Source organism: Zobellella aerophila, assembly GCF_039539325.1.
In the GTDB taxonomy this organism is placed as follows: Bacteria; Pseudomonadota; Gammaproteobacteria; order Enterobacterales; family Aeromonadaceae; genus Oceanimonas; species Oceanimonas aerophila.
Window position 1 is genome coordinate 709,639 of the sequence record NZ_BAABCX010000001.1, and the last position, 22,587, is coordinate 732,225.

General features: G+C 60.1%; 23 protein-coding genes. 15 read left to right on the forward strand and 8 right to left on the reverse strand.

All coding sequences use genetic code 11. From position 1 onward, the window contains the following. Window positions 1–134: 134 nt before the first annotated feature. Complete coding sequence (locus ABD806_RS03270; RefSeq protein ID WP_344954673.1) at window positions 135–1,433, reverse strand: tyrosine-type recombinase/integrase; 1,299 nt, start codon at window positions 1,431–1,433, stop codon at window positions 135–137. Between the two features lie 470 nt (window positions 1,434–1,903). Between ABD806_RS03270 and ABD806_RS03275 the strand changes: the two genes are divergently transcribed. The 3 genes from ABD806_RS03275 (at window position 1,904) to ABD806_RS18005 (ending at window position 5,674) form a co-directional block, all read left to right on the forward strand. Next, window positions 1,904–4,750: an AMP-binding protein gene (locus ABD806_RS03275; RefSeq protein WP_344954675.1), complete on the forward strand. Its 2,847-nt coding sequence runs from the start codon at window positions 1,904–1,906 to the stop codon at window positions 4,748–4,750. Window positions 4,751–4,808: 58 nt separating this feature from the next. Next, window positions 4,809–5,330, forward strand: a complete 522-nt coding sequence (locus tag ABD806_RS03280; RefSeq protein ID WP_344956423.1) for a sigma 54-interacting transcriptional regulator — start codon at window positions 4,809–4,811, stop codon at window positions 5,328–5,330. Between the two features lie 191 nt (window positions 5,331–5,521). Then, window positions 5,522–5,674 (forward strand): helix-turn-helix domain-containing protein, encoded by a 153-nt coding sequence (locus ABD806_RS18005; RefSeq protein ID WP_425583084.1) that lies wholly within the window; start codon window positions 5,522–5,524, stop codon window positions 5,672–5,674. 149 nt (window positions 5,675–5,823) lie between these two features. Here the strand turns inward: ABD806_RS18005 and ABD806_RS03285 are convergent, their stop codons facing one another. Beyond that, window positions 5,824–6,015 carry a hypothetical protein gene (locus ABD806_RS03285; RefSeq protein ID WP_344954677.1) on the reverse strand — a complete coding sequence of 64 codons (192 nt, stop codon included), beginning with the start codon at window positions 6,013–6,015 and terminating at the stop codon, window positions 5,824–5,826. Window positions 6,016–6,239: 224 nt separating this feature from the next. On the opposite strand from ABD806_RS03285, the gene ABD806_RS03290 reads away from it, so the two are divergent. Next, window positions 6,240–6,623, forward strand: a complete 384-nt coding sequence (locus tag ABD806_RS03290) for a dienelactone hydrolase family protein (protein ID WP_344954679.1) — start codon at window positions 6,240–6,242, stop codon at window positions 6,621–6,623. Between the two features lie 10 nt (window positions 6,624–6,633). Here ABD806_RS03290 and ABD806_RS03295 read toward each other — a convergent pair whose 3' ends face one another. Beyond that, window positions 6,634–6,945, reverse strand: coding sequence for a hypothetical protein (locus tag ABD806_RS03295; protein WP_344954681.1), 312 nt, complete (start codon window positions 6,943–6,945; stop codon window positions 6,634–6,636). Window positions 6,946–7,412: 467 nt separating this feature from the next. Here ABD806_RS03295 and ccoN point away from each other — a divergent pair, with 467 nt between their 5' ends. The 11 genes from ccoN (at window position 7,413) to ttcA (ending at window position 17,242) form a co-directional block, all read left to right on the forward strand. Beyond that, on the forward strand, window positions 7,413–8,837 hold the full coding sequence (gene ccoN, locus ABD806_RS03300; protein WP_344954683.1) for a cytochrome-c oxidase, cbb3-type subunit I: 1,425 nt from the start codon (window positions 7,413–7,415) through the stop codon (window positions 8,835–8,837). A 12-nt stretch (window positions 8,838–8,849) separates the two neighbouring features. Further along, on the forward strand, window positions 8,850–9,458 hold the full coding sequence (gene ccoO / locus ABD806_RS03305) for a cytochrome-c oxidase, cbb3-type subunit II (protein ID WP_344954685.1): 609 nt from the start codon (window positions 8,850–8,852) through the stop codon (window positions 9,456–9,458). A gap of 15 nt (window positions 9,459–9,473) precedes the next feature. Then, window positions 9,474–9,692 carry a cbb3-type cytochrome oxidase subunit 3 gene (locus ABD806_RS03310; RefSeq protein ID WP_344954687.1) on the forward strand — a complete coding sequence of 73 codons (219 nt, stop codon included), beginning with the start codon at window positions 9,474–9,476 and terminating at the stop codon, window positions 9,690–9,692. Further along, on the forward strand, window positions 9,689–10,660 hold the full coding sequence (gene ccoP / locus ABD806_RS03315; protein ID WP_344954689.1) for a cytochrome-c oxidase, cbb3-type subunit III: 972 nt from the start codon (window positions 9,689–9,691) through the stop codon (window positions 10,658–10,660). The genes ABD806_RS03310 and ccoP overlap by 4 nt, the downstream gene beginning before the upstream one ends. Window positions 10,661–10,750: 90 nt before the next feature. Beyond that, a complete protein-coding gene (locus tag ABD806_RS03320) occupies window positions 10,751–11,236 on the forward strand; it encodes a FixH family protein (RefSeq protein ID WP_344954691.1) in 486 nt (161 codons plus the stop codon). Between the two features lies 1 nt (window position 11,237). After that, window positions 11,238–13,610 carry a heavy metal translocating P-type ATPase gene (locus ABD806_RS03325; RefSeq protein WP_344954693.1) on the forward strand — a complete coding sequence of 791 codons (2,373 nt, stop codon included), beginning with the start codon at window positions 11,238–11,240 and terminating at the stop codon, window positions 13,608–13,610. After that, on the forward strand, window positions 13,607–13,801 hold the full coding sequence (ccoS, locus tag ABD806_RS03330; RefSeq protein WP_344954695.1) for a cbb3-type cytochrome oxidase assembly protein CcoS: 195 nt from the start codon (window positions 13,607–13,609) through the stop codon (window positions 13,799–13,801). The genes ABD806_RS03325 and ccoS overlap by 4 nt, the downstream gene beginning before the upstream one ends. Further along, window positions 13,798–14,481 carry a sulfite exporter TauE/SafE family protein gene (locus ABD806_RS03335; protein WP_344954697.1) on the forward strand — a complete coding sequence of 228 codons (684 nt, stop codon included), beginning with the start codon at window positions 13,798–13,800 and terminating at the stop codon, window positions 14,479–14,481. The genes ccoS and ABD806_RS03335 overlap by 4 nt, the downstream gene beginning before the upstream one ends. A gap of 69 nt (window positions 14,482–14,550) precedes the next feature. After that, a complete protein-coding gene (locus tag ABD806_RS03340) occupies window positions 14,551–15,297 on the forward strand; it encodes an FNR family transcription factor (RefSeq protein WP_344954699.1) in 747 nt (248 codons plus the stop codon). A 28-nt stretch (window positions 15,298–15,325) separates the two neighbouring features. Continuing rightward, window positions 15,326–16,246: a universal stress protein UspE gene (uspE, locus tag ABD806_RS03345; RefSeq protein ID WP_344954701.1), complete on the forward strand. Its 921-nt coding sequence runs from the start codon at window positions 15,326–15,328 to the stop codon at window positions 16,244–16,246. A gap of 72 nt (window positions 16,247–16,318) precedes the next feature. Then, window positions 16,319–17,242 (forward strand): tRNA 2-thiocytidine(32) synthetase TtcA, encoded by a 924-nt coding sequence (ttcA, locus tag ABD806_RS03350; protein ID WP_344954703.1) that lies wholly within the window; start codon window positions 16,319–16,321, stop codon window positions 17,240–17,242. Between the two features lie 194 nt (window positions 17,243–17,436). Here ttcA and ABD806_RS03355 read toward each other — a convergent pair whose 3' ends face one another. The 5 genes from ABD806_RS03355 to pheT form a co-directional block, all read right to left on the reverse strand. Then, window positions 17,437–18,057 carry a DUF2987 domain-containing protein gene (locus tag ABD806_RS03355; protein ID WP_344954705.1) on the reverse strand — a complete coding sequence of 207 codons (621 nt, stop codon included), beginning with the start codon at window positions 18,055–18,057 and terminating at the stop codon, window positions 17,437–17,439. Beyond that, entirely contained in the window at window positions 18,054–18,830 is a 777-nt protein-coding gene (locus tag ABD806_RS03360) for a DUF2189 domain-containing protein (protein WP_344954707.1), read from the reverse strand. The genes ABD806_RS03355 and ABD806_RS03360 overlap by 4 nt, the downstream gene beginning before the upstream one ends. A gap of 227 nt (window positions 18,831–19,057) precedes the next feature. Continuing rightward, complete coding sequence (cobB, locus tag ABD806_RS03365) at window positions 19,058–19,816, reverse strand: Sir2 family NAD+-dependent deacetylase (protein ID WP_344956425.1); 759 nt, start codon at window positions 19,814–19,816, stop codon at window positions 19,058–19,060. 82 nt (window positions 19,817–19,898) lie between these two features. Continuing rightward, window positions 19,899–20,195 carry an integration host factor subunit alpha gene (gene ihfA, locus ABD806_RS03370; RefSeq protein ID WP_344954709.1) on the reverse strand — a complete coding sequence of 99 codons (297 nt, stop codon included), beginning with the start codon at window positions 20,193–20,195 and terminating at the stop codon, window positions 19,899–19,901. A gap of 4 nt (window positions 20,196–20,199) precedes the next feature. Next, on the reverse strand, window positions 20,200–22,587 hold the full coding sequence (pheT, locus tag ABD806_RS03375) for a phenylalanine--tRNA ligase subunit beta (protein ID WP_344954711.1): 2,388 nt from the start codon (window positions 22,585–22,587) through the stop codon (window positions 20,200–20,202).

Consider the following 22,587-nt stretch of genomic DNA (forward strand, 5'->3'; position numbering starts at 1 on the left):
CGGTCTTTTCCCTATGATCCACCACTTCGCATAATGTATATTATGTTAAATAATATATTTAAAAAGGAAATAGTCACACCGTTGTGGCGCTATTTCCTCATTCATACGACCCGCTCTACCTCCCACACCTATCTTCAGTCTTCGGCTTTCAGCCGATCCAGTCGCTTGCCGGCCGCACTTTCGTGGCGTTCCACCTTGCTGGTATGCAGATACTGAGAGGTGGTGTCTATGCTGTCATGGCCGGCATCGGCCTGCACATGGGACAGCGGCCGACCGTTATAGTTGATGTCGTGGGTAATGCCGGTGTGACGGATGCTGTGCACGGTGAGCGTACGCATCTCGGCGGCGTCCTGATCGAAGCCGTCGGCGGCGGCGACACCGGCGGCCAGGGCAATCAGTTCATCGAGTGAATCGCGCAGCTGGCGAATGCCCAGGTTGGCGTTGAGCAGGCCCTGATCCCGGCCTCGCCCCGCGGCCCGGTGGCGCACAAACAGCGGCGTATTTTCATTGGGTGCCGGCAAGGGCGACAGCTTGAGGTAGCCACGGTAGCGTTTAAGCGCCTCCAGCAGTTCGCGGGAGGCCGCCACCGTGCGCCGCTTGCCGCCTTTGCTGATCGGGATATAAAAGCTCCAAATACCGGTTTTGCCGTCGCGGCGGAACTGGCTCATCACCGGCGAAAAGCCGGGCCGGGCCGCGACTTCGGAAACACGCAGGTAGCAGGCGTACATCAGCGACACCAGGAACAGGGTCCGTTCATGGCGCTCGGGCTGCTGCTCGGCCAGGCGCTCGGCGGTGCTCATCATATAAGACCACTGCAGGTCGCTGAATACCCGGACTTCGTCTTCTTCTCCCGAGGCGGCGGCCTGCACGGGTGTGGATCCAAAGCGACTGTGGCGCATCCACATCACCGCCGGATTGCGCTCGGTCACTTCCTCGTTGATCAGGTAGCCATAAAAGGAAGACAACACCGCCATCTTGGTCTTCAGCGCCTTGTCACTGAGCCGGTAAGGCTGTTCGCAACCATCCACTTTCTTGCCCAGGAACGGCCGCCACAGCGGATTGGGCTGACGTTCACCCCATTCCTTGTTGAGCACGAACTGGGCCACGTTACGATAAGCAATCAGCTCCCTGGGTGGTGCCAGACAGTAGTCCACATAACGATTCATCATCCGCCGGGTTACCGCCGTCGGCGAGGCCTGCTCGACATCAAAGCACCAGTGTAAAAAAGTGGTCAACTCGCTGCGATAGGTCTTGTAGTTGTTTTCGCTGAACCGGCTTTCCAGCAGCCAGTCCATGGCATGCTCGTAGATAAAGGCGGCTTCCGCCACCCGGTTGAGGGTGAGTTCGGCGATATGCTGGTTGACGACGCTATTGCCCTCTTCCTGGTACTGGGGGGCATCAAACAGGGGGATCACGGGTGGCATGCTCGGCATCGGCACTCCTATATAACACTAAAAAATATTTTTATTTTATCAAAAACAACAATTTAATAAAATGCCGATAAACTGCATTATCGGCATTAAAGCATATAAAAAACAGGATAATAAGATTATGACGATTACCCTATGACTTGCTGCTTTCGTTGGCATGGCTGCATATAAGGACGGAAGGCTCGGGAACCATGTCCTCGCCCCGACTCACCCATAGCATGGCCCAACAGCATATGAAAACGTGCGCCGAAATGACTTACCGCCGGTAGCATCCTTCCCGGGCCGTAGTCGGCCAGCAGCTCCCCCGCCCGTTCATCCGGTCGAGCCGAAAATCAATTCGGCACCTTGTTACCGGATGATGAGCCACCGGGTGCTCTGCCCCATCCGATAAGGGCCAGGGCGGCTGCCAACGGCTATAGTTGGTAGAGATAGTCTGGACGCTAAGGCTTGATTCACCACACCACGGCGACCCGGTGAAAGACGAAGACGACCGCCCCCAACAAGACGGCTCCCGCGAGCAAAAGCTGCTCGCGCTGGTCGACCATACCCTGCGCGATCTGCAGCCGGAAGCGCCGGCGATGCCCCCTGCCCGGCTCGACAGCTCCCTCGACCGTGATCTCGCCCTCGACAGCCTGGCCCGGATGGAGCTGTTGCTGCGCGCCGAGCGCGCATTCGGGGTCAGTCTGCCGGCAGAAACCCTGCAGCGCGCCGAAACGGTACGGGATCTGTTGATCGCCATAGAACAGGCACCAAGCGCCTCGGCGGAGCGGGATCGGCCAGTGCCGGCCGCGGCGGCCGGGCCCACCCCGCCGAACGACGATGAAAAGGTACAAGCCAGCGCCCTGGCCACCGCCACCACCCTGCTGGAGGTGCTCGACTGGCATGTACAGGCACATCCGCAACAGCTACAGAGCATCCTCGTCACCGAGGAGTCCGAACAGCGTCTCGGCTATGGCGAGCTGGCGGCAGGCGCCCGGGCCGTGGCGGCCGCGTTGCAGCAGGCGGGGGTCGAGCCGGGTCAGACGGTGGCCATCATGCTGCCCACCTCCCTCGCCTACTTTCACTGTTATTTCGGCATACTGCTCATGGGCGCCATTCCGGTGCCCATCTACCCGCCGACGCGGGCGTCCCAGCTCGAAGATCATGTGTTGCGCCATGCCGGCATCCTCGCCAATGCCGAGGCAGTGCTGCTGATCACGGTGCCCGAGGCCATGGTGGTAGGCCGCCTGCTGCAGGCCCGGGTGCCGGGGCTGCGCCGGCTGGCTACCCCCGAGCAGCTGGCCGCCCCGGCGGATGGCCTGCGCCCGGTCGACATCCGGGGCGAGGACACCGCCTTTATCCAGTACACCTCGGGCAGCACCGGCAACCCCAAGGGGGTGGTGCTGAGCCATGCCAACCTGCTCGCCAACATCCGCGCCATGCAGCAGGTGCTGGCGGCAAGCCCGAGCGACGTCTTCGTCAGCTGGCTGCCGCTCTACCACGACATGGGTCTTATCGGCGCCTTCCTCGGCAGCCTCTATGTGGGCCTGCCCCTGGTGGTGATGTCGCCCCTCACCTTCCTGGCCAAGCCCGATCGTTGGCTGTGGGCCATCCATCGCTATCGCGGCACCCTATCGGCGGCCCCCAATTTCGCCTACGAGCTTTGCCTGAAACGCATCGAGCCGACGGCGCTGGAAGGGCTCGACCTGAGCCGTTGGCGGCTGGCCTTCAACGGCGCCGAGGCGGTCAGCCCCGACACCCTGAAACGTTTCGTCGAGCGTTTCGCACCCTACGGCCTCAAGCAGGAAGCCGTCACCCCCGTCTACGGCCTGGCCGAAGCCTCGGTCGGGCTGCTTTTTCCCCCGCTCGGGCGCGGCCCGCTGATCGATTGCATCGGGCGCGAGCCCCTGGCACTCGAGCACCGCGCCCTACCCACCGCCGAGGAGGACGAGGGTGCCCAGCGTTTCGTGTCCTGCGGGGCACCCTTGCCCGGTTATGCCATCCGCATCGTCGACGAGGCGGGCCAGGAGGTGGGCGAGCGCATCGAGGGCCGGCTGGAGTTCAAGGGCCCGTCGGCCACCCGGGGCTATTGTCGCAACAAGGAGGCCACCGCCGATTTGTTTCACGACGGCTGGCTCGACACCGGCGATCGTGCCTATGTCGCCGCCGGCGAGGTGTACCTCACCGGACGGGTGAAGGACATGGTGATCCGCGGCGGGCGCAACCTCTATCCCCAGGAAATCGAGGAGGCGGTCGCCGCCGTGGAGGGGGTACGCAAGGGTGGGGTGGCGGTGTTCGGCAGCCCGGATCCGGCTACCGGCACCGAGCGTTTGGTGGTGCTCGCCGAAACCCGCCTCGAAGGCGGCAGCGCCCTCGGCCGGCTGCGCCAGGCGGTGGTGAGCGCCGTGTTGGGCGTGCTGGGTGAGCCGCCCGACGAGGTGGTGCTGGCACCGCCCCATACGGTGCTCAAGACTTCCAGCGGCAAGGTGCGCCGCGCCGCCAGTCGCAACCTTTACCTCCAGGGGCGCATCGGCAAGGCGGCTCCCACGGCTTGGCTCCAGTTGCTCCGTCTGAGCCTGGGCTCCGCTGCGCTCTGGTTGCGTCGCCTCGGCGGGCAACTGGCTGGCGTCGCCTTCGCCCTGCACGCCGTCCTGATGCTCGGGCTGCTGGCTCCCCCGGTCTGGCTGGCGACGCTCGCCACGAGCTCGCCCACCGCCGCCTGGCGTCTGGGTGGGCGGGGGGCCCGGCTGCTGCTGCGTCTGACCGGCATTCCCTTCAGGGTGGAGGGGCTTGAACGACTCCCGTCGGCCCCCTGTGTGCTGGTGTGCAACCACGCCAGCTACCTGGATGGCCTGTTGCTGGTGGCGGCCCTGCCCCGGCCCTACGCTTTCGTCGCCAAGCGGGAGCTGCGTGCCCAGTTCGTTGCGGGTCGCTACCTGAAGAAACTGGGAGTGGCGTTCGTCGAGCGCTTTGAGGTGCGGCGCAGTGTGGAGGACGCCAACCGCATGACCGAGCTGGTCAAGGGCGGGCGCTCCCTGCTGGTGTTCCCGGAGGGGACCTTCGTCGCCCGTCCGGGGCTGTTGCCCTTCCACCTGGGCGGTTTTCTCGCCGCCGCCGGCGCGTCCGTGCCGGTGGTGCCGGTCAGCATCCGCGGCAGCCGATGGGTATTGCCCGCTAAGTGCTGGTTGCCCCGGCACGGCGCCCTCGAGGTAGAGGTCGGTGTCCCTCTGCCACCGCGGCAAGAGGACGAGGAGGTGTTCGCGGCGGCGGTGAGGCTCAGGCAGGCAGCCCGCGCCTGCATCGCGCAGCAACTGGCAACGACAGAACGGGAAGGCGGATGAGGAAGAAAAACGACTAGGCGGCCTGCACCCCGCTGCCGCCCCCAGCCGTCGCAACCCGCTGCAACGGGCGGCGGGTGAAGAGCCCTATCTGCGGCGCCAGAGCGACATCTGCCAGCGCATGGTCGACCGGGGGATCAGCATCCTCATCCAGGGTGAAACGGGTACCGGCAAGGAGGTCTGGGCCCGGGCGCTGCACAACAGCAGCCAGCGCAGACACAAGCCCTTTGTCACCCTCAACTGTGCCGCCATCCCTGAAACCCTGATCGAAAGCGAGTTGTTCGGTTATGGCAGTGGCGCCTTTACCAGTACCCTCAAGGGCGGCAAGCTGGGAAAAATACATGCCAGCTCCGGCGGCACCCTGTTCCTGGCCGAGCAGGAGGTGACCCCGGTGGGCCAGATAACCCCGGTGCCGGTGCAACTGAATGTGGTTTGTGCCACCCACAGGGAGCTGCCGGCGCTGGTGCAAGAGGGGGAATTCAGGGAAGATCTACTATCGTATCAGCGCCCTGAAGGTCGTGCTGCCTCCCTTGCGGGACCGGCAGGACAAATCCGGGCTCATCCGTTGCCTGCTGACCGATAACCAACCGCTGCCGGCGCTGACCGCCGAGGCCCTGCTGCTCTCCTACGCCTTGCCCGGTAATATCCGGCAGTTGCAGAGTATGCTGCAATTCGCCCTGCCCGAAGAGCTGTTCAGCCCACAGCTGCTGACCCGACCTGATAGCACCAATCAATCGCCATCGGGAACGCGGGGAAGCGAGTGCACCTGCCAACCTGGCGCGGGACTACCTCAAGAGCACCCTCGACAGCCATGCCTGGGTGATCACCTCGGCGGCCCGGGCCCTGGGCATCAGCCGGGCCACCCTGCACCGCAAGATGAATAAATACGATCTGGTATCACCGAACAAAAGGGATGGTAGCGGCTAATGACCGCGCTGAATTTGGCCACCGCGGCGCACGCCGACATCCAAGTTGGCACAGCTTTAGGCTTTACTGATTGACCTTAGGCGGTGGCGGTCGTCAACAAATGGCCGCCGGTCCCTGAGGAAGCGGCGGCCAAACTTATGGCGGGGATGTTAGTAATAGCCGTCTTCCGGATTATGTACCTGGGGATCGTCCAGCACGTCATCTATATCTACGTCGAACTCGCGCTTATCCCGCAGCGCCTTCAGATGCAGGCTATGATGCTCGGTATCTATGGTCATGATCCAACCCGGTCCTTTCCGGGTGGCACAGAGCATGCCGCTATGCAGTCTTGATATGTCCATGGTGTTTCCCCCTCTCACTTCTCACTGCCTGTGTTAATTATGAGCGACCTGCCCCATTACTCCAAATACCCGCTTTCAGGCTAGGGTTGTAGGGATGCCCGCTTGGAGACCCCAAGATGAAGATATCGGCGCTGGCACAGCAGGCGAGGAGACACAACAGTGGTAAGCGAAAATCTGAACTAATAAGGTGGACGGCCGGACCTTTAACGGTTACCTGGCCTTTGATGACAGTCAAGGTTCCCTCCGCCCCGGCGTACTGGTGGTGCGAATGGTGGGGACTGAACGATTATGTACGTCGGCGCGCCGATATGCTGGCCGAGCTGGGCTACGTGGCCCTGCCCGCCGGCAGCCTAATCCGCATCGCCGCCTTTAACGGTGGAGCCGACCCCATGGTGTCGGCCGAACAGGTGGCCGCCTTCGAGCAGGAAATGAAAGCCGCGGGTGCCGACTACCTAGTCGTCAACTACCCGGGCGCCCTGCACGCCTGTACCAACCCGGCGGCGGACAAGGCGGCGGCCGTGTTCGGCCTGCCCATCGGCTATGATAAAGCGGCGGACCAGAACTCCTGGCAACGGCTGCAGCAATTTTTGGCGGACAACTTTAGCTGACCCATGGTTCCTAACGACCGACGTCAAACAGGAAGCGCAGCCGTTGGCTCTTGCCCTCAAGTTCCACCTCAAGCACCCAGGCCCATGTCATGCGAGCCTCTGTGCAGGCACCAACCAGGGCCTGCCCCCGCCACAGGCCCGGGCTCTCCTCCTCGATAAGCGCGGGCAAGGTGCCCATGTACATGGTCTCGCCTTCCAGCACGCTGCGCGTCACCTTCACCCCGGGAGCGGAGAACTTCACTTCCAGGGTGAAGGGGGTTTCGGCAGACAAGGCGTCGGCATAGAGCCGGGCCTCGGCACTGAGTCCTGCCTGTTCAATCAAGCATAATTTGTGACTTATATCGCAAAAATTGACATTTTCCTGTTCCGATCCGTCTTCGCCAGGCGCGTACCAATAGGTCCTGAACAAAAAAGCCGACACTAAAATAACCATCACAATAATAATTTGCACCAGCTTAGGCCCGGTTAAACGGTCTCTCATACCAATTTACTTCCTATATTGCTCACAATCTGCTGAATGGCTTGATTTCGATCAAGGCGGGGCCTTATGCCTTATGGCCAGCTTAAGTGGTAATCATATTACTGTTTATACTGTTATTTTTGTACTCACTCCTTTATCATCTGCCACGTGTTTTCAGACCCCCTTACTTCTTCTTCGTTAACAATTAGTTAACGAAGCCTTTGGAGCGCCTGAATTCTTTGATAAACCCGGTTGCTTTTTACCTTCCGACGTGAGCACCGCTCGGTGCGCACAAACCGAAGAACAGCAGTGGAAGCGGAACTATAACGATGAGTCAAACTAATAACCAACCAAACTACAACTACACGGTAGTTCGTCAGTTTACGGTCATGACCGTAGTCTGGGGTGTGATAGGTATGTCGCTGGGCGTGTTGATCGCTTCGCAGCTTATCTGGCCTGCCCTCAACTTTGATACTCCCTGGCTGACCTACAGCCGGTTACGTCCGTTACATACCAATGCGGTGATATTCGCCTTTGGTTGTAGCGCCCTGATAGGCACCTCCTTCTATGTAGTACAACGAACCTGTCAGACTCGGCTGTTCGGTGGTCCGCTGGCCTCCTTCGTATTCTGGGGCTGGCAGGCAATTATCGTCGCCGCCATCATCACCCTGCCCCTGGGATATACCACTTCCAAGGAATATGCCGAGCTGGAGTGGCCGATCGATGTCGCCATCGCCGTAGTCTGGATAGCCTACACCGTGGTGTTTTTCGGCACCCTGGTCAAACGTAATACTTCCCATATCTACGTTGCCAACTGGTTCTACGGTGGTTTTATCCTGACCATTGCCATACTGCATATCGTCAACAGCATGGCGGTACCCCTGAGCGGCATGAAGTCCTACTCCATGTACGCGGGCGCGGCCGATGCCATGATCCAGTGGTGGTATGGCCATAACGCGGTGGGTTTCCTGCTGACCGCCGGTTTCCTGGGCATGATGTATTACTTCGTACCCAAGCAGGCCGGCCGTCCGGTTTACTCCTACCGTCTGTCCATCGTGCATTTCTGGGCCCTGATCACCCTGTATATCTGGGCCGGTTCCCACCACCTGCACTATACCGCCCTGCCCGACTGGGCCCAGTCCCTGGGCATGGTGATGTCGCTGATCCTGTTCGTACCCTCCTGGGGGGGCATGATCAACGGCATCATGACCCTGTCCGGTGCCTGGCACAAACTGCGTTATGACCCCATCCTGCGCTTCCTGATCGTGTCCCTGTCGTTCTACGGCATGTCCACCTTCGAAGGCCCCATGATGGCCATCAAGACTGTCAACGCCCTTTCCCACTACACCGACTGGACCGTGGGTCATGTGCATTCCGGTGCCCTGGGCTGGGTAGCCATGGTCTCTATTGGCGCCGTTTATCACATGATCCCCAATGTGTTCGGTCAGGAGCGGATGTACAGCCTCTCGCTTATCAATACCCATTTCTGGCTGGCGACCATCGGCACCGTGCTCTATATCGTGGCCATGTGGATCAGCGGTGTGATGCAGGGCCTGATGTGGCGGGCGGTAAACGAAGACGGCACCCTGACCTACAGCTTTGTCGAGGGCCTGCAGGCGTCTTACCCCTTCTATTTCGTACGCTTCCTGGGCGGATGTTTCTTCGTCCTGGGTATGTTGCTGATGGCCTATAACACCTATCGCACCATCTATGCGCCGAAAGGCTCATTGCAAGCCATTCCTCAGCCGGCATAAGGAGATCCGTGAATGAAAAATCGTCATGAGCTGGTCGAAAAAAACACATTCTGGCTGATTGTACTCACAGTGATAGCCATCAGCTTCGGTGGCCTGGCGGAAATCGTCCCACTGTTTTTCCAGGCCCAGACCACCGAGCCGACCGAAAGCCTGCGGCCCTATACCGCATTGGAAATGGAAGGCCGGGATATCTATATCCGCGACGGCTGTCATGTCTGCCATAGCCAGATGATCCGTCCGATGCGTGCCGAAACCGAGCGTTACGGCCACTATTCCGTTGCCGGTGAAAGCGTGTGGGAGCACCCCTTCCTGTGGGGCTCCAAGCGTACCGGACCGGATCTGGCCCGGGTCGGCGGTCGTTATTCCGATGAATGGCATCGGGTACACCTGATCAACCCCCGCGACGTGGTGCCCGAGTCGAATATGCCCGCCTTCCCCTGGCTGGAAACCAACATCCTCGACGGCAGCAAGTCGGCGGACAAGCTGCGCTTGTTCCGGGACAATTTCGGTGTGCCTTATACGGATGCAGACATCGAGGGAGCCGAAGCGGCGGTAAAAGGCAAGTCTGAAATGGATGCGCTGATCGCTTATCTGCAATCTTTGGGTCATGGCCTTAAGTAACGGGAGTCGACGATTATGGATTTCAGTACCCTGGAAGGCCTGAAGCCGATGCTGATCAGCATTCAGACCCTGGTCCTGTTCGTGCTGTTTATCTGCCTGGTGCTGTGGGCCTACAGCAAGCGGCGTAAAAGCACTTTCGATGAACTGGCCAACTCCATCTTCGATGAGGAAGAGCAGGCGGCCGGGCAATACCAAGGGACTGATCCTGATCGCGCAGGAGCAATTAAAAAATGAGTACTTTTCTTAGTATATATGTCTCCATCATCAGCCTGGGCGTGATTTTCGGTCTTACCGGCCTGCTGATCTGGTGTTTGAAAGATAAAATGGGCATAGAAGAAGGCGCCTCTACCGGCCACACCTTCGATGGCATTGCCGAGATGAACAATCCCCCGCCCAAGTGGTGGAGCTACCTGTTCTTCATCATGGTGGTGTTTTCCCTGATCTACCTGGTGCTGTATCCGGGTCTGGGTAACTACAAGGGCCTGCTGGGCTGGACCAGTTCCAACCAGGCCATCCGCTCCCTGGAAGAGTCTCAGACCGCCACCGAAGCCGCCCGGGAAACCGGCCAGCTAGTGCAGTATGACCGGGAAATCGTGAAAGCCGACGAGGTGTTCGGTGCCCGCTTCAAGGAGCTGGCCTATGAAGCAGACGGCCAGAACTACCGCGCCATCGCCGATATCGCCCTGGATGACAAGGCCACCAAGGTCGGCCAGCGTCTGTTCCTGCAGAACTGTGCCCAGTGCCATGGCTCCGACGCCCGTGGTGCCCGCGGCTTCCCCAACCTGAGCGATGCCGACTGGCTCTACGGCGGTACCCCTGAGCAGATCAAGACCACCATCATGCACGGTCGTCAGGGCGCCATGCCGGCCTGGGGCGACAGCCTGGGTGAGCAAGGTGTGCAGGAAGTGACTTCCTATGTGCTGAGCCTTTCCGGCCGTAAGGTGGACGAAGTCGAAGCCCAGAAGGGGCAGGCCCGTTTCGCCGTGTGTGCCGCCTGTCACGGCATGGATGGCAAGGGTAATGCCGCCATGGGGGCCCCCAACCTGACCGATGGCATCTGGCTCTATGGCGGCTCTCGCGGCGCGGTGGAAGAAACCATCCGTCACGGCCGTGGTGGTGTGATGCCAGCCTGGAATGAAATCCTCGGCGAAGACAAGGTGCACCTGCTGGCCTCGTACGTATACAGCCTGAGTAATAACTGATCTCGCCCTCCGGGCTAAGTAAAAAAGCCCCGATCCGTCGGGGCTTTTTGTTATATTAATGCCCGTCCTTTCCAGCCGTAGGAATTCTTTATGCAACGCCCCTGGTTTCAACAATTCTGGCCCTGGTTCCTGATCATCCTGCCCCTGTGCGCCGTGGCGGCCAGCCTGTACACCTTTTACATCGCCACCAAGGGCGCCGACAGCATGGTGGTGGATGATTATTACAAGAAAGGCAAGGCCATCAACCAGGATTTGAGTGAGTTAAGGAAAGCGGTCGAGCTGGGGCTGGTGGCCGAATTGCGCTATCGGGATGGCGAGCTGACCCTGCGGCTCGAAGGTGAGCACAATAATGGCGAGGCGCTCAGGCTGCGCTTTATCCACCCCACCCAGGCCGAGCGTGATTTTGGTGCCCTGCTGACCAGCGATGCCCATGGCGTCTATCGATACCGCCCGGAGAACCAGGGTCTGCAGGGGCAGTGGAACGCCCGGATAGAGGCCTTCGATGGCCGCTGGCGCCTGCAGAAACGCGTGACCCTGCCTATCCCGGATCGGCTTGTTATCCGCGCCGGGGGCTGAGATGTCCGCCTGTTTCCATTGCGGTGAAGCTGTTCCCGCAAACAGCGACTATACCCTTGAATTCGAAAATAACACCGAGCGGCTCTGTTGTCCGGGTTGCCTGGCGGTGGCGCACACCATCATCGAATGCGGACTGGCCGGTTACTATCAGCACAGGACCGGCCCCGCCTCCCGCACCAGCCTGGTGCCCGATGAGCTGAAACAGCTGCAGCACTATGATCTGGCCGAGATCCAGCAGGACTTTGTCAGTGTCAAGGGGACACAGCGGGAGGTGCTGCTGTCCATCGACGGCCTCAGCTGTGCCGCCTGTGCCTGGCTGATCGAACGCCACTTGGGCCAGATACCCGGCGTCGCCTCCATCCAGGTCAACAGCACCACGGAGCGCGCCCGGCTGCGCTGGGTTGAGGATAAGGCCAGGCTCAGCCAGTTACTGGCCGCCTTTGCCGACATCGGCTATCAGGCCCGTCCCTTCCAGCCCCATCAGCAGGAGCAGGCCTATAACCGGGAGGTGAAGTCCTACCTGCTGCGCCTGGGCGTGGCGGGTATCGCCAGCATGCAGGTGATGATGGCCGGCATGGCCCTCTATGATGACCTGTTCCCGGATCTGGAAGTCGAGCTGCTGGTGACCTTTCGCTGGATCAGCCTGCTGCTGTGCATTCCAGTGATGCTTTACTCGGCACTCCCCTTCTACCGCAACGCCTGGAGAGGGTTGAAGAACCGGGCCCTGAACATGGACCTGCCGGTATCCCTGGCCATGGTGTTCGCCTTTATCGCCTCTGTCTATGCCACCCTCACCAATAGCGGTGTGGTCTATTACGAGTGCGTGTCGCTGTTTGCCTTCCTGCTGCTGGCCGGCCGCTTCCTGGAAATGCGGGCCAAGCGCCGGGCGTTGGAAATCACCTCCAACCTTACCCATATGGTGCCCATGCTGGCCCGGCTGGAGACCCCGGACGGTGAGCAGGAGGTGGCCGCCAGCACCCTGCAGGCGGGGCAGCTGGTGCAGGTGATCCCGGGCGCCGCCATTCCCGCCGACGGCGTCATTCTATCGGGCCGGACCAGCATCGACGAGTCCATGCTCACCGGGGAGCATATGCCCATCCCCAGGCAGACGGGCGATACCGTCTTCGCCGGCACCACCAACATCGAATCGCCGTTACGAATCCGGGTGCTGCGGCCCCTGTCCCGCTCCCGGGTGGCCGAGATACTGCGCGCCCAGGATGAGGCCCTGGCCGACAAGCCCAGGGTGGCGCTGCTGGCCGATCGGCTGTCCCGCTATTTTGTCGCCGCCCTGTTGCTGGTTGCCCTGCTCACCTACCTGGGCTGGCTGTGGTTCGATGCCGATAATGCCTTCTGGATCATGCTGGCGGTGCTGGTGGCCACCTGCCCCTGTGCCCTGTCGCTGGCGACCCCGACCGCCCTGACGGTAGCCAGCGCCCGCCTGACCCAGGCCGGGGTGCTGGTGCGCCGGGGCCATGTGCTGGATACCCTGCCCAACATCAACCATATCGTATTCGATAAAACCGGCACCCTGACCCAGGGCAAGGTAGCGCTTGAGTCCGTCGAAATCTTAGGTCAGCTTGCCGAAGCCCGGGCACTGGCCCTGGCTGCCGCCCTCGAGGCCCAGTCCGAACACCCCATCGCCCGGGCCTTCCGTCCCTATCGGGATGCTAGCCTGCTCGTCGAGAAGAGAGAAAACCGGGTTGGTAAGGGGGTGCAGGGGGAGTTCGAGGGCCGCGGCCTGTATCTGGGCAGCGGCCCTTGGCTGGGAGCCGAAGAGGCTGCCGGTGACGGCTTGAGCATCTATCTGGCCGACGACCAAGGCCTGCTGGCGCGCTTTAACCTGGCCGATCCCCTGAGACCGGATGCCCAAGCGTTGATCGCCCATTGCCGACGGCAAGGGATCAAGACCAGCATCCTTACCGGCGACGGCTCGGGACAGGCCGACCGGATAGCCGCCGAATTGGGTGTGGATCGCCTGATCAAAAGCGCCAGTCCGGATGACAAGCTGGCCTACCTGCGCCAACAGGATGAATCGGGCGATGTCTGCCTGATGGTCGGCGACGGCATCAATGATGCGCCGGTACTGGCCGGCGCCCACGTCTCTTTTGCCATGGCCGGCGGCACGGATATCGCCAAGAACAGCGCCGATGCGATGTTGCTGGGAGACGACTTGCAGCGTATCCTGCTGGCCCGGCGCATTGCCGGTCGCTGTCGCCTGATCATCAAGCAAAACTTCAGCTGGGCACTGGGCTACAACCTGGTTGTTCTGCCCCTCGCCGCCCTGGGCCATGTGTCGCCCTGGCTGGCCATGCTGGGAATGTCCGCCAGCTCCCTGATTGTGATGACTAACTCCCTGAGGCTGTCCCGCTTATGAATGTCTGGTTCCTGATCATCCCGGTGATCCTTGTCTTTGTGGTTATCGCCCTCGCTATTTTCTTCTGGTCGGTCAAAAACGATCAGTTCGAAGACCTGGACCGTCAGGGCAGCAATATCCTGTTCGACGACGATGCCGAGGCCCACAGGCGGGCCCAGCCTGCCGACAAGCACAGCAAGCCGCAGCCATGACCAACCAGCTTGATCCCTGGGCAGCCCTGCTGATTGGCCTGCTCGGCGCCGGCCACTGCATCGCCATGTGTGGCGGGGTAGCGGCGGCGTTTTCGATGGCCATTCCCAAACGGCAACGACGCTGGCAATGGCTCTATCTGCTCAGCTACAACACCGGGCGCATTGCCAGCTACAGCCTGGCCGGCGCCCTGGTCGGCAGCCTGTTTGCCAGCCTGGCCGATGTCAGCCTGGGTCGACAGGGGTTGATCTTCCTGCGGGTGCTGACCGGGCTGATGATGATACTGCTGGGGCTGTACTTGGCGCGTTGGTGGTTCGGGCTGCTCAAGCTGGAACGACTGGGCAATGGTCTTTGGCGCCGGCTCAAGCCCCTGGCGGGGCGTTTTGTGCCCTTCAGACATCCCTTCGCCGCCCTGCCTTTCGGCATGATCTGGGGCTGGCTGCCCTGCGGCCTGGTGTATTCGGCGCTGACCTGGAGCGCCGTCTCCGGCAGCATGGTCCAGGGGGCGCTGATCATGGCGCTGTTTGGCCTGGGCACCCTGCCGACCCTCTTGGCCCTGGGCGGGCTTGCCGAACAACTCAGGCACTGGCTCAACCACCCAAACTTCCGCACTCTTTCAGGTATCTTATTGATTCTTTATGGTTTATTCACGCTAGTCCAGAGTCTGCGGCAGCTGTACTAACCTTCAAAGTGGCCTCCTTTGATGCTATGATTGACATTTGCTGGCAATAGAGAATAGAGAGCGGAACCCATGGGCAATCAGTCTAAAACCGTTAAACCGCTGGCGGGTGCTAAAGCCATTCATTGCCAGGACTGCAGTATCAGTCAGCTGTGTATCCCCCTGGGGCTGAATTCGGATGAGCTGGATGAGCTGGACAACATCATCGAACGCAAGAAGCCCATTCAAAAGGGCCAGGAGCTGTTCAAGGCCGGTGAGGAGTTGAAATCCCTTTATGCCATCCGCGCCGGTACCGTCAAGTCCTATACCCTCACCGAGCAGGGGGATGAGCAGATCACCGCCTTCCATCTGGCCGGCGATCTGGTGGGCTTTGATGCCATCAACACCGGTATTCATCCTTCCTTCGCCCAGGCGCTGGAAACCGCCATGGTATGCGAACTCCCCTATGAGATCCTGGATGAGCTGTCCGGTAAAATGCCGCGGCTGCGCCAGCAGATCATGCGCCTGATGAGCAACGAAATCCAGGGCGATCAGCAGATGATATTGCTACTTTCCAAGAAAAGTGCCGAAGAGCGACTGGCCGCCTTCCTGCACAGCCTATCGACCCGCTACTCCCAACGGGGTTTCTCGGCCCGTGAATTCCGTCTGACCATGACCCGGGGCGACATCGGCAACTATCTGGGACTGACGGTGGAAACGGTCAGCCGCCTGCTGGGCCGCTTCCAGAAAAACAAGCTGATTGAGGTCGACGGCAAATATATACGTATACTTGAATTGCCTGAACTGGCGTGTTTAGCGGGTGCGCCCGCTACTGTCTGATAATCAGACTCTTATCTAGGGGGTGTCTATGATCAAATACCAACGTATCCTGGTGGTTGTCGATCCGGTTGCCGAAGCACAACCTGCCTTGCACAGAGCCGTGGCGGTGGCCGCCCTGGAAGAAAAGGCGGCCATCACCCTGTTTTTGCCCATCTATGATTTTTCCTATGAGATGACCTCCATGCTCTCCAGTGAAGAGCGGGATGAAATGCGCGAAGGTGTCGTTCAAGGCCGAACCGAATGGCTACAAACCCTGTTAACGCCCTATCAGGACAGCAGCATCCACTTTGATGTCAAGGTGGTGTGGCATAACCGTCCCTTCGAGGCCATCATCCAGCAGGTACAGGAGGGAGCCCATGATCTGGTGGTCAAAAGCACCCACAAGCATGCCCTGATCCAGTCTTTTATCTTCACCCCTACCGACTGGCACCTGCTGCGCAAGTCTCCTTGTCCCGTGTTGCTGGTCAAGGAGCGGGACTGGCCCATGGGCGGCAAGGTGCTGGCGGCGCTCAACTGCTGCAGCGACGACCAGGCTCAGGAGGCCCTGAACCACAAGATCATTGCCGAAAGCAAGGAAGTGGCCCGCCTGCTGTCGTCCCGTCTGCACCTGGTCAATGCCTATCCGATCACCCCGGTCAACATGGCCCTGGAACTGCCCGACTTTGACCCCCATGCCTATAATGCCGCGGTGAAGAAACAGCATGAGCGGGCACTCTATGAATATGCGGTGCGCTTCGATCTGGAGCCGGGCGAGCTGCATCTGCATGAAGGCCTGGCGGAGGAAGTGATCCCCCAGTGTGCCGATAATATCGATGCCAGCCTGGTGATCCTGGGCTCGGTCGGCCGTACCGGCTTTTCCGCGGCCCTGCTGGGCAATACCGCCGAGCATGTGATAGACAAGCTGAAATGCGACGTGCTGGTGTTAAGACCGGATCCGGTACAGGCGTAATCTAGCCACTGGCGCCTTGCCCTCGAGGCGCCAGTCACTATAATAGCCCCAGTTTTTTTGGCCGGGGTCATTATGTCTGTTCAAACTGCCAAGCAAGTCTATAACTTTAACAAGCTGCAGAAGCGGCTGCGCCGCAATGTCGGCCAGGCCATCGCCGACTTCAACATGATTGAAGCGGGTGACAAGGTAATGGTCTGCCTGTCCGGTGGCAAGGACAGCTACGCCATGCTGGATATCCTGCTTAACCTGCAGGCCCATGCACCGATAAAATTCGAGCTGGTGGCGGTCAATCTGGATCAGAAACAACCCGGGTTCCCCGAGCATGTGTTGCCGGCCTACCTGAACGAGCTTGGCGTCGACTACCGGATCGTGGAAGAAGACACCTACTCCATCGTCACCGACAAGATCCCGGAAGGCAAGACGACCTGCTCGCTCTGCTCTCGCCTGCGGCGGGGCATCCTCTATCGCACCGCCAGCGAGCTGGGCGCCACCAAGATAGCCCTGGGCCATCACCGGGACGATATCCTGGAAACCCTGTTGCTCAACATGTTCCACGGCGGCACCCTGAAATCCATGCCTCCCAAGCTGGTCAGTGATAACGGCAAACACGTGGTGATCCGCCCGCTGGCCTACTGCAAAGAAAAAGATCTGGTGCGCTACGCCGAGGCCAAGGCTTTTCCGATCATTCCCTGTAACCTGTGCGGTTCCCAGGAAAACCTGCAACGCAAGGCCATTAAAACCATGCTGCAGGACTGGGACAAACGCTTTCCGGGACGCATCGAAAGCATGTTCCGCTCGCTACAGAACATAGTGCCCTCTCACCTGCTGGATCATCAGTTGTTCGATTTCAAGACCATCGACAGCCACAGTGGCGTGATCGACGGCGGTGATATCGCCTTCGACACCCCGGCTCTCCCTTCCCGCTTTGTCGATGAAGAGGATGACGAACCGCAGATCCCGAGCGGAGAGCGGTTGCAGGTGATTGAAATAAAATAAAAAGGGCGCCAAGCCCCTAATGCTGTTCAGTTAAGGGGAGTCCTCCTCTACACGCCGACTCGCCGCCCCCCCCCCCTCCCTGGGAGCTCGGCGGCGTCATCCATGACGCCAACGGTCGGCTTGGTAGAGGAGGACTCCCCTTTTCATCAGTGAACGGCATTGCGCCAAGCGCCCTTTTTTATTGCTGCAATCGGTTAAATCCAGGGGGTGATGCGCACCGCCGGCAGTACCAGGCTGCCCTCGCCCGCCAATTGCTCGTCGCCCAGGCTGAGCCTGCCCGATTCCGTCTTCACTCCGTCCACTGTCAGTGCCCCTCCCTCCGTCGCCGGTGCCAGATGCAGGCCCCGGATCTCGGGTACGAAGTACCTGCCCGGCCAGCCGGCCATTTTTGCCAGCAGTGTCTGCATCTCGTCGCGTACCTGGCGCAGCTGGACCAGCTCCAGCCGGCCGCCCTCGAGCTGGGCCTGGATCTGGATCGAGATATCGCACTGTTCCTGCTCCGCCAGCTCCAGTGCGACCACCGCCTTGTCCAGGTCCAGCTGCTTGTCGTAAGGCAGGATGAACTGGCCGTGTGGCAACAGGGTGACTTCCCCGCGTTGCTCACCGTCCACCCGGACCCCGCCCGCCAGTATGGTGCACAGGCCGCCACCGTCAGCCTGGCTGAGATAGAACCCCAGCTCGGCCTGCTCCACCTTGGCCTTTTGCACGGTTTTCATATGTTTGAAGAAACCGCTGTACCCCAGCTCCAGGGTCTGGGCCAAGGCGGGGCGGGTCGCCAGTATCAGTGTCAGCAGGCTAAGGATGAGTATTTTCATGCTTCAAAATGATCCTTGGATGAATATGACTGCACATCCGCGCCCTGCTGATGTTCAGCCTCGGGTAAGACGGCACCACCGATACCGCAGGCCTGACGATAAATAATGCCCTTGACCACAATGTAGAAGGGAACCACCCAGACCAAACCGATGCCGAAGCTGGCCACCGCCACCATAAACAGCAACACCAGCAAGGCATGGATCATCAGCATATTTAACCACTGACGCAGGAACAGCCGGATCGAGGTGCCGATCGCCTGCAAGGGTGACAGGCCCTTTTCCAGCATCAGGGGAAAGGTAAACATCAGCGCCACGCTCAGTACCAGGGTGGGCAGCATGGCCAAGGCCGGCGACAGGCCCAGGCTGGCCCCTAGCGGCAGGAACAGGCTGGTGAGCAGCCCCATGATCAGGCTGGCGACGGCCAGGGGAAGCAGGTGGCGGAAATAATCGAAGATCTGGCTGGAACGTATGGCCAGGTTGCCGGCCCGGTGCACCCCTATCATATCCAGGCCGCCGCTCATGGGCGCCATGACCATGGATATCAACAACCCCAGCAGGCTCCCGCTCCATGAGTTTTCCTGTTCGTCGCCCATGGCCGTAAGCAATAACTGGTTGAGTAATAACCAGCAGCCTACCACGCCAATGACCGCCATCAACATGGGCAACTTGGCACCGTAGATACGCTGCCAGGCCTCTTGAAAAATGGCTTTGGGTTCCAGTTTAAAGCCCTGGGTCAGGGATTGTTGCAGTCGTGCAAAACGAGGTTCTGTCATATCGCATTCTCATCCATTGGGTATGGCCATTATATCGGATCCCCGGCATCGAGGCAGCAAGTCTAAGCCATTATAAAGTTTAGGGATTTTGTCAACAGGACAAACCGAGAAGCCAAGTCGGAATAACTCAGCCGGTAAGGGAAGGGACTTACTTCAGCCGCTGATGATGGATCGATGAGCTGCTGGCGATGGCGCCATCGCCAGCAGGCGGTCATAGAGCGGTGTTTTTACTTACGGCTTCGTCCCGCCAGCAGCTCATCCACATAGGCGGTCACCACCCGGGTCGCCGGGCCATACCTGTGTTCGCCGAAATGGTTCTGTACCTCGCTGGGCTCGAGGTTGATCTCCAGGGTATGGGCATGGTGCATGGCGGCTTCATGCACGAATCCCGCCGCCGGATAGACATTGCCCGAGGTACCGATAGCGATGAACAGGCGGGCCTCACTCAAGGCATGGTAAATACGGTCGAGCAGCAAGGGCATTTCTCCGAACCAGACCACATGGGGCCTGAGCGGCTCGGGAAACTGGCAACAATGACACAGATCCGTGGTGTGCAGCGGTCCGCTCCAGGCCACCGTCTGGTTGGAATGGGGACAGCGGGCTTTTAACAGCTCACCGTGCATATGGACGACATTGCGGCTCCCCGCCCGCTCATGGAGATCGTCGATGTTCTGGGTAACCAGGGTCACTGCGCCCGGCCATTCCCGTTCGAGACGCGCTAGGGCGTAATGGGCCGCATTGGGCTCCACCGAGCCGAGCAGGGCCCGCCGGTCATTGTAGAACCGCTGGACCAGCTCTGGATCCCGACGATACCCCTCGGGCGTGGCCACATCCTCTATCCGGTGCTCTTCCCACAAACCATCCGCAGCCCTGAAGGTCCTGATCCCCGACTCTGCCGACACCCCGGCCCCGGTCAGGATAACGATATTGTCTTTGCCCACCGCCTGCTGCCTCTGATTTTTATCTCTATAACAGGCTAACAGCATTGCCATGACAGGCCAATGCTGCCTTAGTATAAAAACAAAAAGCCAAGCTGGGAGCCTGGCTTTTTGGGGCTATAACTGAACGTCAGTCAGCTTCGAGAGCATTTTCCACCCTGGCCTTTAACTTCTGGCCGGGGCGAAAAGTAACCACGCGACGAGCCGAAATGGGAATATCTTCCCCGGTTTTCGGGTTGCGCCCAGGACGCTCATCTTTGTTACGCAATTCAAAATTACCGAAACCGGAGATTTTGACCTGCTCGCCCTGCTCGAGTGCCGTTCGAATTTCTTCGAAAAATGCCTCGACCATTTCCTTAGCATCTCGCTTGCTTATGCCCAGCTCGGTGAACAGATGTTCGGCAATATCAGCCTTGGTTAGCGCCATAGGCTTAGTCCCTCAAGGAAGCATTAAACTCAACTGAGAGGGCCGATACTATGTTGGCCAGGGTATCGGCGATCTCTTTCTCTTCCAAAGTCCGTTGGGTATCCTGCAACACCAAGCTGAGCGCCAGGCTCTTCTTGCCGTCGGCAATACCTTGTCCTTGGTATACATCGAACAAGTTTATGCCAACCACCTGTTTTCCGCCAACTTTTCTAACTAAATCAAGGATATCTGCGGCAGCCACCGACTGCTCTACCACCAGGGCCAGATCCCGGCGGTTGGCCGGGAAACGGGATATCACCCCCGCTTCCGGTACCCGCCGATGGGTCATGGCGTCAAGCTCCACCTCGAACACATAGGCCTGGGACTTGAGGCCCAGTTTGCGCAGCAGGCTGGGGTGTATGGCTCCCAGCACACCGACCTGACGGCCATCGCGCAGCAGGGCCGCCGATTGACCCGGATGCAGGCTGACTTGTTCGGTGCGGGTAAAGGCGAAGCTGAGCTCGTCATGGCTCAAGGCCAGCAGGCTTTCCAGGTCCCCCTTCAGATCGAAAAAGTCCACGCCGCGGTTACTCATGTCCCAATGTTCATCGACCACGGGTCCCAGCAGCAAGCCAGCCAGCATGGGCGTCTGGCGCACCCCGTTTTCCGCCTCCGCATCGGGAACAAAGGTCAGACCCTGCTCGAACAGACGCAACCGGGATTGCTGCCGATTCTGGTTATAGACGGCCGCCTGGATCAGGCCCGGCCACAAGGACACCCGCATCGCCGACATATCGGCAGCAATCGGATTGGGCAGGATCAAGGCCTCGGCATCCGGAAACAGCAGCTGTTGCATGGCCGGATCGACAAAGCTGTAGGTGATGGCTTCCTGATACCCCAGATCGACCAGGGCATCCTTCAGCCGGTTGAGGGACAGCTTGGCTTCCTGATGATTGGACATGGTCAGGCCGGCGACCGGTGCCACATCCGGGATCTGGTTGTAGCCGTAGATACGGGCCACCTCTTCCACCAGATCCTCTTCGATGCTGATATCGAAGCGGTAGCTGGGCACCACCACCTGCCAGCCGTCGACGGTAACGGTCACCACCAGGCCCAGACGGTTGAGCATATCGGTCACTTGGTCGACCGGGATCTCTACACCGATCAGGGCATTGAGCCGGGTGTGGCGCAGGGAGACGCTCGCCGCCTTGGGCAGATGGGCCTCGGAGACGGCCTCGATCACGGGGCCGGCCTCCCCGCCGCAGATCTCCAGCAGCAGGGCGGTCGCCCGCTCCATCACCTTGTGCTGAAGCTGGTAGTCCACGCCCCGTTCGAAGCGATGGGAGGAGTCGGTATGCAGACCGTAGCGGCGGGCCCGGCCGGTGATGGCCAGGGGCTGGAAGAAGGCGCACTCCAGCAACACGTCCCGGGTGTCACCGTTCACACCGCTGTCCTGGCCGCCAAAGATACCGGCCATCGCCAGCGGCTTGCTGTTATCGGCGATCACCAGGATGTCGCCGTCCAGGGTGACTTCGCTGCCATCGAGCAGGGTCAGTTTTTCGTCCTGAGCCGCCCGACGCACCTGGATACCGCCATCCAGGGTGGCCAAATCGAAAGCATGCATGGGCTGCCCCCATTCCAACAGCACGAAATTGGTGATGTCCACCACGGGATCTATGCTGCGGATGCCGCTGCGACGCAGTCTTTCCTGCATCCAGATGGGGGTTTCGGCCCGCACATCGATATTTTTAACCACCCGCCCCAGGTAGCGCGGGCATGACTCCGGGTCGTCCAAGCGAATATCCACCGCATCCCGGATGGTGGCGGGCACCACAGGGATTTCGGGCCAGTTCACGTCCTGCTGATTGAGTACACCCACTTCCCGCGCCAGGCCGGCCATGCTCAGGCAATCGGCCCGGTTAGGGGTAAGATCGACCTCGATAATCACGTCATTGAGTTGCAGGTAGTCGCGCACCTCGGTACCGACAGGGGCGTCCTGGGGCAGCTCTATGATACCGTCGGACTCCACGTCTATGCCCAGCTCGGTGAAGGAACAGAGCATGCCGTGGGAAGGCTGGCCACGCAGCTTGGCCTTCTTGATTTTGAAGTCGCCGGGGAGCACGGCGCCGACCACGGCGACTGCCACCTTCAGGCCTTGGCGGCAGTTGGGGGCGCCACAGACGATATCGAGCAGCTCATCGCCGCCCACATCGACCTTGGTGACCCTCAGCTTGTCCGCATCCGGATGCTGACCGCATTCGACCACTTCCCCGACCAGCACCTGAGAAAAGTCGCCGGCCACCGGCTCCACGCCGTCCACTTCCAGACCGGCCATGGTGATCTGCTCGGCAAGCGCTTCGGCATTAAGACCGGTTGTTACCCATTGCTCCAGCCATGATTTAGAAAATTTCAT